Here is a 15,168-nt window from a genome sequence, read left to right on the forward strand (position 1 = left end):
AAGGACGTGCATCCCGGAGGAGCCAGCCATGCTGAAGTGGGCACTGATCTTTTTCGTGATTTCCATCATCGCGGCGCTGTTCGGATTCACCGGCATCGCCGCCGGCGCGGCCGCCATCGCCAAGTTCCTGTTCTTCCTGTTCCTGATCCTGTTCGTGATCTTCCTGGTGCTGGGCTTGACCGTATACAAGAAGATCACCGATTAGCGGATGGCCAAGACAGACGGCCGAATTTCATGCTATAGTAATGGGCTGTTGTCTGGTTCCGGCCACGGGCCAGGCAAGCACTGAAAGGTGCACGGAGAGGTGGCAGAGTGGTCGAATGTACCTGACTCGAAATCAGGCGTACGGTAACCCCGTACCGTGGGTTCGAATCCCACCCTCTCCGCCAGTTTGTACTGCTAGATCAAGCACTTAGCGCCGCCCTGCCAGGCGGCGTTTTTATTTCCAGCGTGCCTTCTTCGGCCTGCTGTGACCAAAACGTGACCGCATCGGCGTGCGCGGCCAGGTGGCTTTTGCCGAGGTGGGCATACTTCTGCACCATCTCGATGGTTTCCCATCCACCCAACTCCTTCAACACCATCAGCGGAGTGCCGCGCTGGACGTGCCAGCTTGCCCACGTGTGGCGCAGGTCATGGAACTTGAAGTTCGTGATGCCTGCCACTTCGCATGCCCGCTGAAACATCCTTCGGTCCACCTCGTTGATGACGTTTCCGCCGCGCGTGAATACGTGGGTCTGGTGCTGGCCGAGGCGCCGCCGGATCACGGCCATTGCATCGCCAGAAAGCGGAATCGACCGTGCCCGCGCCGACTTTGTTTCGTCAGCTTCGAGCCAGGCGGTACGCTCTGGTGCATTCACCTGGGACCACTGCAAACCCAGGATCTCGCTCATGCGCGCACCCGTGGCCAGCGCGAACGCCACCACATCCCGCAGCCAGTCCTGCGTCACGGCCGCAATCAGGTCCGTGGCCTGGTCCTGCGTTATCCACCTGATCCGCTTTTTCGGCTCGTGCAGGTCGGCCAATTTCGGCGCCCTGGCGAGCCACTTCCATCCCTCGCACATATTCAACATGGTGCGCAGCGTAGCCACGTACCGATTGACCGTCGCCGGTGTCAGCGGGGCGGGCGCGCCTCCCTTGCCTACCTTGTGGGTGGGCAGGTTGTCTGCGACAGCATCCGCTGTGATGTTCACCAGCGGCCAGCCGCCGAACTTCGTACGCCAGTAGGCGATGTATCGGGCCTTGGAATCGAAGTCGGCTTGGCCGGCGTAATGCTTGAGGAAGCGCACCGCGGCTTCCTCATAAACCCGTTCTGGCGCTTCGCCCAGCTTGGCCTGGGCCCACATCTGGGCCTTCAACCGGTCGTGGTATTCCTGCGCTTTGCGCCGGTCCGAGGTTTCAGTAGATCGTCTAATTCGCTCGCCGCCTGGCGTGCGGATATCGATCCACCAAGTATTGCCGCGTTGTCTGATCGGCATGATTTCTCCATGTCAGACCGCAGCGTCAGCCGGGTCACTTTGTACTGCCTCTCGGAGAGGCTGGCAAGGCGGGACGGCCAGACCCGCCAGATTCGGGAGCCCGGCAGCCGGAATGCAATGTCCCCGCGCCTTTGCCAGACCGTTTGATAGGACACACCCAGCCGGCGGGCGGCGTCTTGCAGGGAAATGGCGGTCTCGGCGGTTTCCTGGGGAGCGGCGTCAGCTTCCATGCCCAGGGTCTCCGGAGGCGGCCAAGATCGCGTCCCGGACCAGCTCCTTGATGGCGGCCAGGTGCTGGTCATGGCCGCCGGGCATTGCAATGGGGTCCAGGCTCTTGATTTCGCGGGCCACGTCGAGCGCGATCGCGTCGATGTCTGTCGTCATCACAGGAGTCCTTTCGTTGCATCCAGAACCGCAGCGCCGTGGGTGGACTCGGTTCCATCCCGGACATCGGCAACAGATGCGATATCGGTTCCCAGTCCGCTCCATCCGCCGCCGTCAGGGTGTTCGACCAGCACACTCCAGTGAGCGGGGAACCTCTGTAGTTCGTTGATCAACTCGGCGACGGTCATCGGTGCCCTCCAGCAGCGAATTTGCACCGACACCCGGCGCAGATGTCGGTGGGATCGCACTCTGGCGAAGGGTCGCCGAGGGGCACGCCGCACGTGACGCCGAGGCCCGACATATCCAGCATGCCGTCCTCGCTGAACGCGTGGTCGTAGCCGGCGGCCCGCAGCTCGGCGGCAATCTCGCCGTATGCGATCGGGGACAGCTCCAGGATTGCGAGCGTGTGGGTCATGGCTGCGCCCTCGCTGGGCGCCCGCCGCGGCCGGCGTTGTACTCTGCCCAAGCCTCGTCTTCGGCTTTCTGGGCTTTCGAGTAGGGGCCTGGCGGCGGCAGGGTGCTGAGCCGGCCTGCGGTGTGACATTTCCGGCCGTATGCCTCCATGTCGGCGGCGGTGTAGATCAACGGCTCGCGGCCAACCTGCGTTTCTGCTGACCCGATGGCCTTCCTGGCTCGGGGGAGGATTGGCAGCCTGGCAGCCGGCCCATCGCCCCGCGGTTCTTTCTCAACATCGACGCCAATGGCGCGCAGGTCGTCGTCAATGGCATCGATGCGGGACTCCAGCACCGCGACGACGTGCTCGCGGACGGCGTCCAGAATTTCGTCATCCTGGTAGTTGCCCTGAATTGTGACGCCGAGGCCATTCCCACGCACTAGGGTAATTTTGAACGCCAGTTCGCGCCGACGGTCGTCGAGCAACTTTGCTTGTTGAATGTCTTCGAGCTTCATGCGCCCTCCGTCTTGCTTGCAGGGATGGGACCGGAGGCGTCGATGTGTCTCTGAACCCATGCCCGCATGTGCGCCCAGCGGGCTTCTTCCGCATCCTTGCGGGGTTGGCGCACCGTCACGTAATGCCTGCCGTACTCTGGGTACCAAGGCCTCACGGGGCCGAAAACCGGCACGTCGACATATTCGTCGGCGCTGAAGGCTTCGTCGTTCTCGAAGACGATTTCCTGGACCATGCACGCGGCGAGGCCGAAGGCGTTCGCCACTTGGTCATAGTCCTCGGGGTCGATATTCGCCATGTCGATGCCACGCGCGGAGCCGACAACGCCCAGTGCGCAAAACTCGCCGTCGAATTGCAGTTCATCGGCGATCAGTCGCTTCTCCGGCATGGCGTCCATCGCGGCCGCAAGCTCTCTCAGGAAAGCTTGGCCGCGCTTACCGCGCAGGGCACTCGCTACCATGCCGCGCCAACGGCCGAGCGCCAAATAATCATCGCAATCGTCGTTGTATCCGCTTCGGCTCATCACTCTCCCCCTTCCGGCAAATCCGACACTAACAAGTACTGAAGTTAAACAAGAACTGAATAGAACAAGTACTGAAAAGACCAAGGCGCGCAAGCGCGCACCGGATCCGGGGTTCGACCCGTTGGACGTGGTGCTGCCGGACTGGCTTGGCGCCGACGACTGGGCACGCTGGTGCAGGCACCGGAAAGCCCTCCGCCGGCCGCTCACCGAGGATGCGGTCCGCTTGCAACTTCTGGAGCTGGACAAGCTGCGTCAACGCGGGGTGTCACCTGCCTCCGTGATCGACCACAGCATCGGCAACGGCTGGACGGGGCTGTTCGCTCCAAAGGGGGCCGTGGTGCCGCAGAGCCGTGCCGACCGTAACGCCGAGTGGAGCCGAGGCATGGACGAAGCAATCGCCTCGGCGCGCGCCGGTGGTCGACCGATGAAGGACATGGGAGTAGCGGATGTCACTCGAAATCACTGACCGGGCGGTCGCGTCGCCTCAAGCCTTGGCCGCTGCCGCGGAAATCGTGGACTACATGCGCTGCGAGTACGGCGGCAAGTTCGTCCAGCTTTGGGGCGACATCAGCAATGCCAAGCTGCTGGAGCACTTGGCGCTTCGTTTGGCCGGATACACCGCCGGCGAGGTCCGCCGTGGCATCCAAGCCTGCGCTACCAGGCCGTTTCCGCCGACCATTCCCGAGTTCCTGGTGCTCTGCCGTCCGCCAGTCGAGCCCGAGGCCGCGTTCCACGAAGCGGTGACGGGCATGCAGGCCCGCAAACACGGCGAACTGGGCTACTGGTCGCACCCGGCCATCTATTGGGCTGCCGTCCGTATTGGCATGCACGACCTGCTCGCGAACGGTTACCCGGCACTCAAGGGGCGCTGGGAGAACGCGCTGCGGGACATCCTGGGAAAGGGCCGGTGGCCGGAGATCCCCATGCCCGCGGTGGCGCTGCCGGCACCTGGCGCAGCGGTGACCTCGGATGAGGAGGCTCGCCGCCGAATCGCGCAGCTCGGCGCCAGCGGCGTGCTGCGCAGCCTGCCAAATGAGCGTGACATCAGCTGGGCGCAGCGAATCCTCGACCGCGAGGCGGCAGGCAAGGATAAGCCCTCGCTGGCAGCGCTGCGGATGGCGCGCCGGGCGATGGGAATCGCCGAGGAAGTGCAGGCATGAGCGCGGGCATGCACAAGAGAATCCAGGCGTTGGGTCGCCTCAAGGCTGGCGCGATGAACAAGACCGAGGCTGCCTACGCCGCCCACCTCGAGGGGCGTCGCCAAGCAGGGGAGGTCGCTTGGTGCAAGTTTGAAGGGGTCAAGTTGCGGCTGGCCGACAACACCTTCTACACGGCCGATTTCGCCGTAATGCTGGCCGACGGCCAGATCGAACTGCACGAGGTAAAGGGCTACTGGCTTGACGACGCCAGGGCAAAGATCAAGATCGCGGCCGACATGTAGTCAAGAGCCCCGAGAGCGGTCTAATAAAGATCGGAAAATCCATCTCACCTGCGCTCAGGATTCGGGCGCTGGAAACGGCGGCAGGGTGTCAATTGCTCGTTCTCGCAATCATTGATAGGGACATTGAACGTCAGCTTCACGAACAGTTTGAATGTCTCCGTGTGCGAGGTGAATGGTTTCGCGACGATGGCAGCATCGCGCGGTTTGCTAGGGAAAACGCATGAAGCGCGTGAAACCTCGGCTACGGATGGAGCGTGGCGTCTGGAGCTGCGCCGGTGGCGGCTGCACGCGTTACGGCATCACGTTCATGCAGGCGCACTCCCGGTGGCTCATGGCGACCGCGCCGCGGGCGGAGCCGTGCGCGCGCCGGGCAGTCAGCGAGCCGCTGGACCGTGTTCCCGCGCGCGTCCTGAATGCCATTGCGGCCAATGCCGCGAGAGCCAAGCCGCCAGCCCCGCCGTGTCCCGCATATCCAGAATCCATGGTTCAGCGCGTGGTGGGAACGGAGGCGGGGAAGCGCGGAACGGCATCCCCGGAAATGGACTGGCTGTAATGACCCAGCAGAACCTGCTCAGGTTAAGCGGCTAAAGCAAATGTCTCAGCCGGAGTCTTCATGCCGAGCGCTTGGTGCGGTCGTCGGTCGTTGTAAAAGCGTATCCAGTCGCCGATGACGCGGCTGGCATGTTGGATCGTCTCGAAGCGGTGCCGATGCACGCATTGTTCCTTGAGCGTGCGGATCACCCGTTCGATCATGCCGTTCTGCTGCGGGCAGTGCGGCGTAATGAACTCCTGGCGCAAGCCGTAGCTGCGCACGAGGGCAGTGTAGCTGCGCGAGGTGAAAACCAAGCCGTTGTCCGAGCGCAGGAGAAACGGCATCGGCACGCGCCCCAGCGTTCCGAAGCGAGCGATCAGAGCGTGTTCGAGTGCAGCACCCGCCGTGCAGGCCCTACCGCTTCGCGACAGATGCCAGCCAAGCAACTCACGTGTGTGGCAGTCGATCACCAGCGCCAGCGTTGCCCAGCCGTCCCGTCCGGCCCACACGCGACACAGGTCCGTAGACCAACGTTCATTGGGCATCGTCGCTACCGAAGGCAGAGCCTGGATCCGAGGCCTGAACCCGATCGGCCGCTTGCGAACCTGCCAGCCCATCAACTGGAACACGCGCTGCACGGTGTTCTTGTTGAACCCCAGCAGGTGCGCCACCGTTCGGTACCCGAACGACGGCGATTCCTCGATCATTGCCTTGATCGGCACGGCGAACTTGGGATCGACCTTGGGCGCGGACTTCACCGGCTTGTAATACACCGTGCGGCGCGGCACACCGAACCAGCGGCACAACTTGGCGATCGAGACGGTGATGCCGTCGGCTTGCAGTCCCTGGCGGATCGTCTCGATCACTTCTCGTCCTCGCCCAGCAGGGACTGCAATTTTTTTCTGGCGCGTAACTCCAGCATCGCCTCGCCATAGGCCTCTTGCAGGTCCTTGAGCTGGCGTTCGTACTGTTCGCGCACGTCCTGCGGATTGGCGCGCAGGGCGTTCTCCATGCCCCGCTTGCCGTCATCCACCCACTGTTCCACCTCCGACGGCGACAGGTCGTACTGACGGCTTGCCCCAGCCACGGTGGTCTTGCCCTGAATAATGTCCAGCACCAGCGCGCTTTTGCGCTTGGCTGTCCAGCGTTTGATGTCTTCTTCCATCTTCGTGCTCAACGTCGTTTCCTCGATTATGACGTGAGCAGGATTTCACTGGGTCAATACATGGCAACGTAGGGCGCTCGCGATCAACCAATCGCGCGCATCGGCGGTTCAGCCGAGCGTGCCGGGAATCATGGGCAAGGGAGGCGCGCTTGGCCGTTGAAGAGCGGGAGAACCGATCCCTGTCTGTCGATGACGTCATGTGGAGCTGGGCCCGCTGGTGCTGGTCCGGCGAGACCCCTGGGAATCTGCTGCGGTACTACGCCGACGAGATCGATGCGCGGCCCATCGTCATGGAGCACGCACACGGCGTGGACGCCTTGCACCGTGCGCTTCCCCATCACGAGCGCATGGTCATCATCGCCGAGTATCCCCAGCGCAATGTGCGCTTCTGGGACCTGGAGCACGATGCCCGCCGCAGTGCCGCCCGACGCTGGATCTCCAGCGTTACGGGGGTGTCGCTGACCGACCACCAGTACAGGCTCTATCTGGGCCTCTTCATCGATGCAGTAAAGCGGAGGTTTTATCTGTGAAGTACGCACCTCAAGTGATTGAGCTGCTGGCGGCATACCCGGGGCGGGGGTTCCGCATGGCTGACATCGTTCGGCACGTCTCTCGCGGACGCGGCCTATCCCCCATCGAGCGCAACGCAGTGCGGCAGGCGCTGTTGCGCGTGCTGTCGCACCTGGTTGCGTCGGGCCAGGTCGAGAAAGAAGAGAGCGCGGCCAACTCGTGCAGCTATGCGTGGTGTCGCAAAGTGCGACACGGAGTTCTGGAAAAGTGCGACGTGAATTGCGACAATACGTGCGGGAACTTGCGCCCATAGCGAACGAAGCCCGCCAGTCATACAGACGGCGGGCTTTTTTATCCTGGGAAAGCTCGTGACGCAACCACTAGTAGTGCGGCAGCGCCTGCCGCATATGGCGCCAGTACCTCAAAGGCGCCCTCGCTGAACAGAATTCTAAGAAGCCATGCTCTTGTTCCGATCCAGAATCGAGGCCACCAAGGCAACGAGTAGTGTGGTCCAGAATACTCGCTCGGGTCGAACCCATCTGTTTCGCGATTGGCGTAGTGGGGCTCATCGTACCAGACTGATTCGTAATAGCCTGACTAGGTGGCGTTTTCGGAAAGTTTGATCCAAATCTCGCTTCGTTCGAACGTAACTTCGCTGCCGCTTTTTCTCGCGATGCGATTGCGTTTTGCGAGTTCTTGATCGGCAATCCAGTTTTTCACGTCCTTCTGAATCTGGCGCAAATATTCGGCCTTGCTATCCTGATATTGCTTACGTCTTCCCTCGCTAAAGTGATACCTCATGCCGCAATAGAGAATCGCGACGCCAGCGGCTGTCCAGAGCCTATCTCGATCGTGTGAGGCGAGTGTGGTTCCTAGGATAGACAGAGTTCCGGACGGCTCGGCCCGCAACCACCATGCTGCGAGCGTTAGCGCGGAAACGAAGATGAGGTTTCGGCGAAGTTTGTCCGGAGTGTCGTCCATGCTGGTTTAGCGCTCTTCAGGCTTCCGACATTTCATGTTCAGCAGCCAGGGCCAGGAACGCGGAACGTGACAGCCGCCGTTGTTTGGCTGCTGCATCGATACGCTGCACTAAGCCCTCGGGGAGGCTGATGTTAAGCCGCACCGCTCGGGACCGGACCTGCGCAAGGTCGATATCCACCAACATCCAGAATCCCCCCTGATAGTCGGGATCATCAGACCATGCGTCAGGGGTGCTGGGGGCGGGTACAGGATCTTCATCCGCGCCGAAGTGGGCCTCGACCGCTTCCTGAGCGGCGCCGGGGAGATCCTTCAGTTTGTCGGCGGCTGCAAAGCAGCCGGGAAAGTCAGGGAAGGCCGCGCCGTACGCGCTGTCGTCTTCCTTGTGGACATAGATGGGATAGAGCATTTGGTTCTCCTTTTCTGGGCGGGTCGGCTTACCTCAGGCCGGCCTGCTTGAGAATGCTGCGCACTGTCGGTAACGGCAGATCCTTCTTCGGATGCGGCACTGTGACCTTGCCGGGTTTGGTCTGGTGCTTGAACTGGTGATGCGATCCAACCGTGTGCACCAAGTACCAGCCGTCGGCTTTCAATCGTTTGATGAGGTCTGCGCTGTTCATGTGTGTAATTCTACACAATACACACAAATACACAACCCTATTTTGAAGAGAACGTCATGACCCAACCGAACCGTCCGATGCTGAGGCGCGCCACCGGTTATCTGTGCGCGTATGCAACGTCGCACCAGGTCAGCAACCTGGAGAACCAGAACTCCACCAATATCGCGCTCCACCTGCATGGCGGCGAAGTGGCGCCCAACGAGGACGGTGGGTACACCGTCGAAACGCTGGCACTTGCGACGGTGGTAATGACGCCTGCCCTGGCCCGCGAGATCATCGCATCGCTGAGCGCGGCCGTCGACCGCGCGGATGGGCGCGGCACCCCCGAGCCCGAGGCGGCAGCCGGGCCCGTGGCCCAGGCCGGGGCGGCGCAATCGGGCGCGGCGGCCGGGCGGGCAGGGAAAACCCGGGGGCCCCTGGGAAAAACGGCCGGGTAAGGGGAGTTCGAACCCCGAGCGCGCGCTAGTCACGAGTTGCGGCATAGGGGGTAATAATTTTCTGGTGGGGCTGGGATGCGGGTCGGCTACAAAACCGATTTGCCGAAGGCGGTCGATTACATCGATCGAGCCGGCAGGCAGGTACCGTATGCGACCGCGCTGGCCCTGACCCGGACGGCTGCGGCGATCGGCGAGGCGATCAGCGCCGATATCGCCCGCGTGTTCGACCGGCCGACGCCGTACACCATGAGCGCGGTGCGGGTCATCCGGGCCACGAAGGAAAGCCTTTCGGCTCGTGTCGACTTCAAGGATGTGTCCGGCAAGGGCATCCCGGCGGATCGATATCTGTGGCCGCAGGTGTTCGGCGGCGAGCGTGGATTGAAGCGCTCCGAGAAGGCTCTGGCGAGGGTGGGCCTGCCGACGGGCTCCTTCGCCATTCCGGCGGCTGGCGCCGAAATGGATGCGTACGGGAACATGTCCCGCGGACAGATCGTGCGCCTGCTGTCTTATCTCCAGGCGTTCGGCGAGCAGGGCTACCGAGCGAACTCGACCGCGAAGTCTCGGGCCCGGACGGCAAAGGTCGGAACGTCCCAGGATGGGTATCGCCGAATCAACGGCGTCGTGTATTTCGTGTCGCGTGGCCGCGGGTCCATGTCGGGCAATCGCCGGCAAACCCTCCCTGCGGGCGTCTGGGCGAAATCCGGAACGCATGGCGTCGATGTGAAGCCCGTCCTGATCGCGGTCAGGGATGTCGAGTATCGCCCCTTGCTGGAGTTCTTCGAGACGGCTGACCGGGTGGCGAACGAGCGGTTCGAGGCTGAATACGCAACGGCACTGGATCTGGCGCTGGCAACTGCACGATGAACGTCGATCTGGACAAGAAGATCACGCAGGCGCGCTTCGCTCAGCTCGTGGGTGTGACGCAGCCGGTGATAAGCGGCTTGCTCTTGCGCGGGGTTCTGCGGTCGAACGATACCGCCGGAAACTGGCTGCTGGCCTACTGCGCCAGCCTGCGTGAGGTCGCCTCTGGTCGACAGCCGACCGGCGAGAAGCTGGACCTGGACGTGCAGCGTGCGCGTCTGGCAGCGGCCCAGGCTGAGCGGATCGAGCTGGAGAACGGGGTGAAGCGTGGCGATCTGGCGCCGGCGACGATCCTGGAGCAGGTGTTGGCGGCGGCTGGGTCGAAGGTTGCAGCCGCTCTGGATGCCATCCCATCGGTGCTGAAGCTGCGTTTACCCATGCTGAGCGCCGCAGATATTGCCGTCGTGCGAACCGAGATCGCAAAAGCCCGCAACGCGGTTGCAGCGCTGTCGCTTGAGGAAATTGAGGACGAGTCGTCCGAGGAGCCGTAATGCAGGTGCCGGCCCAATATCGGGCCGTGATTGCCCAGAATCTGCGGCGAGGCCTGGCGTCGTTCAAGGTTCCGGAGCCCATGACGCTCCGGCAGCATGCGGAGCTGCACTTCTACCTGTCGGCGGAATCGTCGTACGTCGAAAAGAGGTGGGAGGCCTGGCCGTTCCAGCGAGCAATCCTCGCCTGCGTCGGAAACGACGACATCCAAGAGGTCGATGTCCAGAAGTCGGCGCGCGTCGGCTACACGAAGATCCTGCTGGCCGCGATTGCATATTTTGCGGAGCATCGGCGCCGCAACCAAGTGCTGTGGCAGCCAACCGACTCGGCGCGCGACGAATTCGTCAAGACCGAATTGGAGCCGATGCTGCGGGACGTGAGGGTCATGCACCCGATATTCCCGACTCGGCTGGCGCGGCACAAAGACAATACGCTGCTGGTGAAGAAGTTCATCGGCAGCATGCTCCACCTTCGGGGCGGGCGCTCGGCGGACAACTATCGGCGCCTCTCGCCGAGCGTCGGGTACCTGGACGAGTTCAGTTCGTTCGACTCGAACATCGACGGCGAAGGCGATCCTGGCGACCTGGCTGCCAAGCGATTGGAGGGGGCGACGTTTCCCAAGCTGGTGGTCGGATCGACGCCGAAGATTGCCGGGGTGTGCCTCATGGAAAAGCGGGCGAATGGGGCGGTCGCGCGGTACGACTACCACATCAACTGCCCGCACTGCGCCGGCCACCATGCGCTGACCTGGGGCGGCAAGGATGAGCCGCACGGCTTCAAATGGGTCGACCGCGATCCCGATTCGGTTCGCCACCTGTGCCCGCACTGTGGCGCGCAGATCACGCAGGCGGAGTACCTGGACGCCGCGGAATCCGGCTTCTGGTATGGGGACGACGGTACAACCATCGATCACGATGGCGTGTTTCGCAACGCCGTCGGCGAGGTCATTCCACCGCACCGGCGTATTGCATTCAGGGTATGGACCGGGTACACGCCTATCTCCGACGACGTGAAGGCGCTCACGCTCCACTACTACCTGGACGGTCTTTTCCACAAGATCATGGACGCCAGGGGTACCGTCAGCTTTGACATCACCGCCAAGGGCATCCCCTTCATGCGGTACCGCTTCATGGGGGCATACTCGCCCATCGCCGACGGCGCGAACCCGTCGAACGTCGATTACGCGGCGTTCATGAAGCCGCTGGGGGTCAACAAGGCCAACACGCCGACCTGGGCTCTGGGCGCCTATACCGGTTGCCTGCAACAGCTGACGTTCGACGTTGCCAACCAGCTCGTCTGGAGGTCGCTGGTCAGCTGCGAGGGCGCCGAAATTACCGAGCGACAGCCGACCGGCAACATCCTGCTGGAGCTGCCGCGTATCGCCCAGCTCAACTGGCCCCAGATGGTGCTGGACGCGCAGGAGCAGGCCGTATCCATCACGCACGGGAAGGTGGCAGGCAACATCATCGACGTTCGTCTGCCGAAGGCGCAGTTGACCAATCCCGCGTACTCCGACCAGGACGGTACCGCGATGCTGGGCCTGAACCTCAACGTCAACCCGGACCAAGGCAACGACGAAATCGAGATCGTCGTCCGCTGATTCGTACTCTCTATTCAGTTTCGGAGCACTTCATGCCCTTCGTTCGCGCAAAGCGGCCCGTGGCCGCCGCACCCATTTCCTTTTCCATCTACGACGAGTTCGGTCAGGTTCAGAAAGTCGAGTTCGTCGCGCAATATCTCCGCCACGACCACGGCCAGGTCGCCGACCTCCAGGACTCCGTGACGAACCACGCGCGCAAGGCGACCGGCCAGCCGCCGATCGTGCGCGGCGACGGTACGCCAATCCCCGAATGGGGGTTCCCGAGCGACATGGCGTTCATCAGGGCGAAGCTCGCGGGCTGGCGTGAGATGGTGGGCCCTGATGGTCAGCCGGTCGCCTTCTCCATCGAAGAGCTCGACGCGCTGGTCGAGGAAGTTCCGGAGGCGATTGTGCCTCTGTTCAACGGCTTCTTTGCAGCCCACCAGCAGGCCCGAGAAAAAAACTGATCGAGGCGGCGCGCTGGTGGGCGCGCGATAGCGCCAGCGGAGCGCGGGACTTTGCTGCGGATGACCTGGTGCTGGAGGCGCTCAAGGCCGCCGGCGCGCCGCCTGAGGTCATCGCGGCCGCGTCGTCCACCACTGATTCCGAGGTTGATGACTTCGAGGTGTGGCCGGAGAACTGGCTGGCGGTCCGCATATTCGTGGACCTGGAGACCAGTTGGACGCTGGTTGTGCCCGGATTCGGCGCTGGGCCGCGCCGGGTTGGGTTGCCGGCTACGGAGATCCACGCCGCCGTGAGCCTATGCGGCGTTCGGAAGCGCGACCGCCCGAATCTTTACCGAGACCTACGCACGATGGAGCGCGCCGCCATCGAGGCCATGGTCAATGCTCGATAGATCCCACTGAAGGTTGGAAATGGACGAAAAGCGTATCGCCTATGTGCTGACGGGCGATCCGTCGGGATTGGTGCGCGCATTTTCTTCGAGTTCGAGCGCAGCGGCGCAGCTTGGTACGACTGTCCAGACGGAACTGGGGCGCGCGAGTTCGGCATCGTCGGCGTTCGTCAGTCAGACGGGGCGAGTGACCGCCAGCCTAAACCAGGCTGCGACTGCCGAGCGGGCGCGGGAGGCCGCGGCATCGAGGTTCATCCAGACGCTTGAGCGACGCATCGCGATAGCCGGAAAATCCGAGACCGAACTGCTCAAGATGCAGGCGGCCGAGCTGGGTGTCTCCGAAAAGGTGAAGGGCCTGATCCAGCAGCTCGAAGCCGGTTCGAGGGGGTTTAACGCCTACGGGATGAGCGCTGCCCAGACCGCGGCCGCGCTGCGTGGCGTGCCCGCGCAGATCACCGACATCGTTGTCGGTCTACAGGGCGGACAGAACGTTATTACGGTTATGTTGCAGCAGGGTGGTCAACTGCGCGACATGTTCGGCGGTCTCCGGCCCGCGCTCGCCGCGCTGGCAACAACCGCGCTGTCCCTGGTCACGCCGTTTACCCTCGGGGCTACCGCCTTGGCGGCGGTCGGCTTTGCTGCCGCAGGCGTGGAATCGAAGCTGCGCGGCCTGCAATCCCTCTACGTCCAGTTCCTGGCGACTGATCGGCAGATCTCCACGGTGGGGATCGACAACCTGATCAGTTCCATATCGAAGCTGCCGGGCGTCTCGCGCGACGCCGCCAAAGCCATGGTGCAGGAGTTCGCCCGGCTGCGGGACATCGCGCCTGCGGACATGACCGGCTTCGCGTCCCTGGCGACCAACCTGGCGGCCGCGCTCGGGGAGGTGCCGGAGGATGGTGCGGAGCGGCTGGCCGCGGCCCTGGAGGAGCCCACGCGCGGGGCCAAGGCGCTTGATGAAGCGCTAGGGATCCTGTCGGCCGAGCAGCTGCTCTCCATCCAGCTGATGGAACGCCATGGCGACAAAGCGGGCGCGCAGAAGGTCCTGTTCGACGCTTTGCGGGCATCCGTCGGGGGATTGGCAGATCGGGGAATGACCCCGTTGCAGCGCGCTACGCACGATTTTGGCCTTGCCTGGGACGAAACCATGGGCAAGATCGGCGGCAGCTCGGTCCTGCGCGGCATGAATGAATGGCTCGCCGAGGGCATACGGAACGTTGCATCGTTCGTCCGGTGGCTCGATAGGTTGACGGATTCGCCGGTGTGGCGGTACGCGCTGACGCCCGGCGGCCCGTTCGGCTGGGCGATGCGAGCAGCAAACGAAGCAAAGGCCGCGGGTGGTGGTGGCGGTGGGGGCAACACCGGCGGCGCGTCAGGGTCGTGGGGGCCGCCAAATGGGGGTGCTTCAGCGTCTTGGGGCGCTTCAGCTGCCGCAGCGGCCGCGAACGAGGACGATGACCGTCGGAAGAAGGTTCTGGAGCGGACCGAGTCCTACAAGTCGCAGTCCGCAGAGGTGCGCCGGCTGACGTTGGATCTTGGCGACCTTCGCAAGATGCTCGGGGAATTGCAGCGCACCGGGCAGGGCGAATCGCCCCTCGCGAAGGAGCTGGAAGACCGGATTGGCGGGATATCGGAGAAGCTGGAATCGCTCCGGCAGAAAGCCGAGCGGTCGGTCCGCGACGACGCGGGCCAGCGCATGCTCCAGAACATCCGCGAGCAGAACGCGGCCCTTGAGGCGCAGCTGCTGGAACGGGACAAACTTGGCGCGGCTGCGCGGGCGCAGGCGGCGTTTGAGCAGCAGTTGGCAGACCTGCGTGGTAAGGCAAACCTGACTGTCGACCAGAGGGCGATCCTGGCGAAAGCGGACCAGATCCGCCTTGAGCTGGAATGGGGCGTCGCGCTGGAGAAGGCGAGGGCGATTCAGGAAGACCTCGCGAAGGCGGAGAAGGAACGGCTCAAGAACGTTGAGCAGTTTCAGCAGCGGCGCGATCAGTTGCAGTCGTCGATGAGGTCGGCTGCGGAACTTCGTGCTGAGCAGTACAACCGTCGACTCTCTGCCTTCACGATGGGGGATCTGGCGTTTCAACGGAACCAGGAAAGCGAATCGCTGTATCGCGAGTATCGGAGGTTCCAGGAACAGCAAGACAAGGGAACATCGAAGGGCCTGCTCAACAGCAACGAATACAAGCGGGCTTCAGTTGTTCGGCTCCGGAGCATTCTCCATGCACATGAGGAACGTCAGGTTCTACGGGAGCAGGAAGAGCATCACCACGATGACTTCACGCTGAGATCCAAGGGAGCCGCATCGGGCGGCCTTTATACAGGCGCTGCATTGAGCAGGCCTATTTCTGAGGTTCCTATGAAAAAAATCGTCTTCGTTTCGTACGTAAAACGCGGGGGGGGGGGGTAGCCTA

Annotated in this window: 23 protein-coding genes and 1 tRNA gene; 13 read left to right on the top strand and 11 right to left on the bottom strand. The window is 63.1% G+C overall.

What is annotated here, in order from left to right; genetic code table 11:
* The first annotated feature begins 28 nt into the window (after positions 1-28).
* Both R4823_RS07790 and R4823_RS07795 read left to right on the top strand, forming a co-directional pair.
* Positions 29-205, top strand: a complete 177-nt coding sequence (locus R4823_RS07790) for a DUF1328 family protein (protein ID WP_087783244.1) — start codon at positions 29-31, stop codon at positions 203-205.
* Between the two features lie 93 nt (positions 206-298).
* Positions 299-389, top strand: a tRNA-Ser gene (locus R4823_RS07795).
* A 15-nt stretch (positions 390-404) separates the two neighbouring features.
* On the opposite strand, the gene R4823_RS07800 is transcribed toward R4823_RS07795, so the two are convergent.
* From R4823_RS07800 to R4823_RS07825, 6 genes are all read right to left on the bottom strand, one after another.
* On the bottom strand, positions 405-1,475 hold the full coding sequence (locus tag R4823_RS07800) for a site-specific integrase (RefSeq protein WP_338618160.1): 1,071 nt from the start codon (positions 1,473-1,475) through the stop codon (positions 405-407).
* A 219-nt stretch (positions 1,476-1,694) separates the two neighbouring features.
* Complete coding sequence (locus R4823_RS07805) at positions 1,695-1,859, bottom strand: hypothetical protein (protein WP_338618161.1); 165 nt, start codon at positions 1,857-1,859, stop codon at positions 1,695-1,697.
* The gene (locus tag R4823_RS07810; RefSeq protein ID WP_338618162.1) at positions 1,859-2,047 is read right to left on the bottom strand and encodes a hypothetical protein; all 189 of its coding nucleotides are present in this window, start codon (positions 2,045-2,047) and stop codon (positions 1,859-1,861) included. The genes R4823_RS07805 and R4823_RS07810 overlap by 1 nt, the downstream gene beginning before the upstream one ends.
* A complete protein-coding gene (locus tag R4823_RS07815; RefSeq protein WP_338618163.1) occupies positions 2,044-2,274 on the bottom strand; it encodes a hypothetical protein in 231 nt (76 codons plus the stop codon). The genes R4823_RS07810 and R4823_RS07815 overlap by 4 nt, the downstream gene beginning before the upstream one ends.
* Entirely contained in the window at positions 2,271-2,768 is a 498-nt protein-coding gene (locus R4823_RS07820) for a hypothetical protein (protein ID WP_338618164.1), read from the bottom strand. Before R4823_RS07820 ends, R4823_RS07815 begins: the two co-directional genes overlap by 4 nt.
* Positions 2,765-3,289 carry a hypothetical protein gene (locus R4823_RS07825; RefSeq protein WP_338618165.1) on the bottom strand — a complete coding sequence of 175 codons (525 nt, stop codon included), beginning with the start codon at positions 3,287-3,289 and terminating at the stop codon, positions 2,765-2,767. The genes R4823_RS07820 and R4823_RS07825 overlap by 4 nt, the downstream gene beginning before the upstream one ends.
* Before the next feature lie 121 nt (positions 3,290-3,410).
* On the opposite strand from R4823_RS07825, the gene R4823_RS07830 reads away from it, so the two are divergent.
* Genes R4823_RS07830 through R4823_RS07840 form a run of 3 tightly spaced genes read left to right on the top strand, consistent with a single transcriptional unit; the run spans position 3,411 to position 4,730 of the window.
* Positions 3,411-3,755 carry a hypothetical protein gene (locus R4823_RS07830; protein ID WP_338618166.1) on the top strand — a complete coding sequence of 115 codons (345 nt, stop codon included), beginning with the start codon at positions 3,411-3,413 and terminating at the stop codon, positions 3,753-3,755.
* Positions 3,736-4,449 (top strand): hypothetical protein, encoded by a 714-nt coding sequence (locus tag R4823_RS07835; protein ID WP_338618167.1) that lies wholly within the window; start codon positions 3,736-3,738, stop codon positions 4,447-4,449. Before R4823_RS07830 ends, R4823_RS07835 begins: the two co-directional genes overlap by 20 nt.
* A gap of 8 nt (positions 4,450-4,457) precedes the next feature.
* The gene (locus R4823_RS07840; protein ID WP_338618168.1) at positions 4,458-4,730 is read left to right on the top strand and encodes a DUF1064 domain-containing protein; all 273 of its coding nucleotides are present in this window, start codon (positions 4,458-4,460) and stop codon (positions 4,728-4,730) included.
* A gap of 576 nt (positions 4,731-5,306) precedes the next feature.
* Here R4823_RS07840 and R4823_RS07845 read toward each other — a convergent pair.
* Positions 5,307-6,128, bottom strand: coding sequence for an IS3 family transposase (locus tag R4823_RS07845; protein WP_338616397.1), 822 nt, complete (start codon positions 6,126-6,128; stop codon positions 5,307-5,309).
* Positions 6,125-6,439, bottom strand: coding sequence for a DUF1153 domain-containing protein (locus R4823_RS07850; protein WP_338616399.1), 315 nt, complete (start codon positions 6,437-6,439; stop codon positions 6,125-6,127). The genes R4823_RS07845 and R4823_RS07850 overlap by 4 nt, the downstream gene beginning before the upstream one ends.
* A 137-nt stretch (positions 6,440-6,576) precedes the next feature.
* Here R4823_RS07850 and R4823_RS07855 point away from each other — a divergent pair, with 137 nt between their 5' ends.
* The gene (locus R4823_RS07855; RefSeq protein ID WP_338618169.1) at positions 6,577-6,957 is read left to right on the top strand and encodes a hypothetical protein; all 381 of its coding nucleotides are present in this window, start codon (positions 6,577-6,579) and stop codon (positions 6,955-6,957) included.
* 577 nt (positions 6,958-7,534) lie between these two features.
* On the opposite strand, the gene R4823_RS07860 is transcribed toward R4823_RS07855, so the two are convergent.
* The 3 genes from R4823_RS07860 to R4823_RS07870 are packed head-to-tail and all read right to left on the bottom strand — an operon-like array spanning position 7,535 to position 8,535.
* Positions 7,535-7,918 (bottom strand): hypothetical protein, encoded by a 384-nt coding sequence (locus R4823_RS07860; protein ID WP_338618170.1) that lies wholly within the window; start codon positions 7,916-7,918, stop codon positions 7,535-7,537.
* A gap of 16 nt (positions 7,919-7,934) precedes the next feature.
* Positions 7,935-8,324 carry a type II toxin-antitoxin system HicB family antitoxin gene (locus R4823_RS07865; RefSeq protein WP_338618171.1) on the bottom strand — a complete coding sequence of 130 codons (390 nt, stop codon included), beginning with the start codon at positions 8,322-8,324 and terminating at the stop codon, positions 7,935-7,937.
* A gap of 28 nt (positions 8,325-8,352) precedes the next feature.
* Complete coding sequence (locus tag R4823_RS07870; RefSeq protein WP_338618172.1) at positions 8,353-8,535, bottom strand: type II toxin-antitoxin system HicA family toxin; 183 nt, start codon at positions 8,533-8,535, stop codon at positions 8,353-8,355.
* A gap of 56 nt (positions 8,536-8,591) precedes the next feature.
* Between R4823_RS07870 and R4823_RS07875 the strand changes: the two genes are divergently transcribed.
* The 7 genes from R4823_RS07875 to R4823_RS07905 all read left to right on the top strand — a co-directional run bounded on the left by R4823_RS07875 (position 8,592) and on the right by R4823_RS07905 (position 15,164).
* On the top strand, positions 8,592-8,972 hold the full coding sequence (locus R4823_RS07875) for a hypothetical protein (protein WP_338618173.1): 381 nt from the start codon (positions 8,592-8,594) through the stop codon (positions 8,970-8,972).
* Between the two features lie 75 nt (positions 8,973-9,047).
* Positions 9,048-9,836 carry a hypothetical protein gene (locus R4823_RS07880; protein ID WP_338618174.1) on the top strand — a complete coding sequence of 263 codons (789 nt, stop codon included), beginning with the start codon at positions 9,048-9,050 and terminating at the stop codon, positions 9,834-9,836.
* Positions 9,833-10,324, top strand: a complete 492-nt coding sequence (locus tag R4823_RS07885; RefSeq protein ID WP_338618175.1) for a terminase small subunit — start codon at positions 9,833-9,835, stop codon at positions 10,322-10,324. Before R4823_RS07880 ends, R4823_RS07885 begins: the two co-directional genes overlap by 4 nt.
* Positions 10,324-11,922 (top strand): phage terminase large subunit family protein, encoded by a 1,599-nt coding sequence (locus R4823_RS07890; protein ID WP_338618176.1) that lies wholly within the window; start codon positions 10,324-10,326, stop codon positions 11,920-11,922. Before R4823_RS07885 ends, R4823_RS07890 begins: the two co-directional genes overlap by 1 nt.
* Before the next feature lie 32 nt (positions 11,923-11,954).
* Positions 11,955-12,368 carry a hypothetical protein gene (locus tag R4823_RS07895; RefSeq protein ID WP_338618177.1) on the top strand — a complete coding sequence of 138 codons (414 nt, stop codon included), beginning with the start codon at positions 11,955-11,957 and terminating at the stop codon, positions 12,366-12,368.
* Between the two features lie 68 nt (positions 12,369-12,436).
* A complete protein-coding gene (locus tag R4823_RS07900) occupies positions 12,437-12,757 on the top strand; it encodes a DUF1799 domain-containing protein (protein WP_338618178.1) in 321 nt (106 codons plus the stop codon).
* A 19-nt stretch (positions 12,758-12,776) separates the two neighbouring features.
* Positions 12,777-15,164 (top strand): phage tail length tape measure family protein, encoded by a 2,388-nt coding sequence (locus R4823_RS07905; protein ID WP_338618179.1) that lies wholly within the window; start codon positions 12,777-12,779, stop codon positions 15,162-15,164.
* The last annotated feature ends 4 nt before the right edge of the window (positions 15,165-15,168 follow it).

Origin of the sequence: Pigmentiphaga sp. CHJ604, assembly GCF_036972535.1 — a bacterium.
In the GTDB taxonomy this organism is placed as follows: domain Bacteria; phylum Pseudomonadota; class Gammaproteobacteria; order Burkholderiales; family Burkholderiaceae_B; genus Pigmentiphaga; species Pigmentiphaga daeguensis.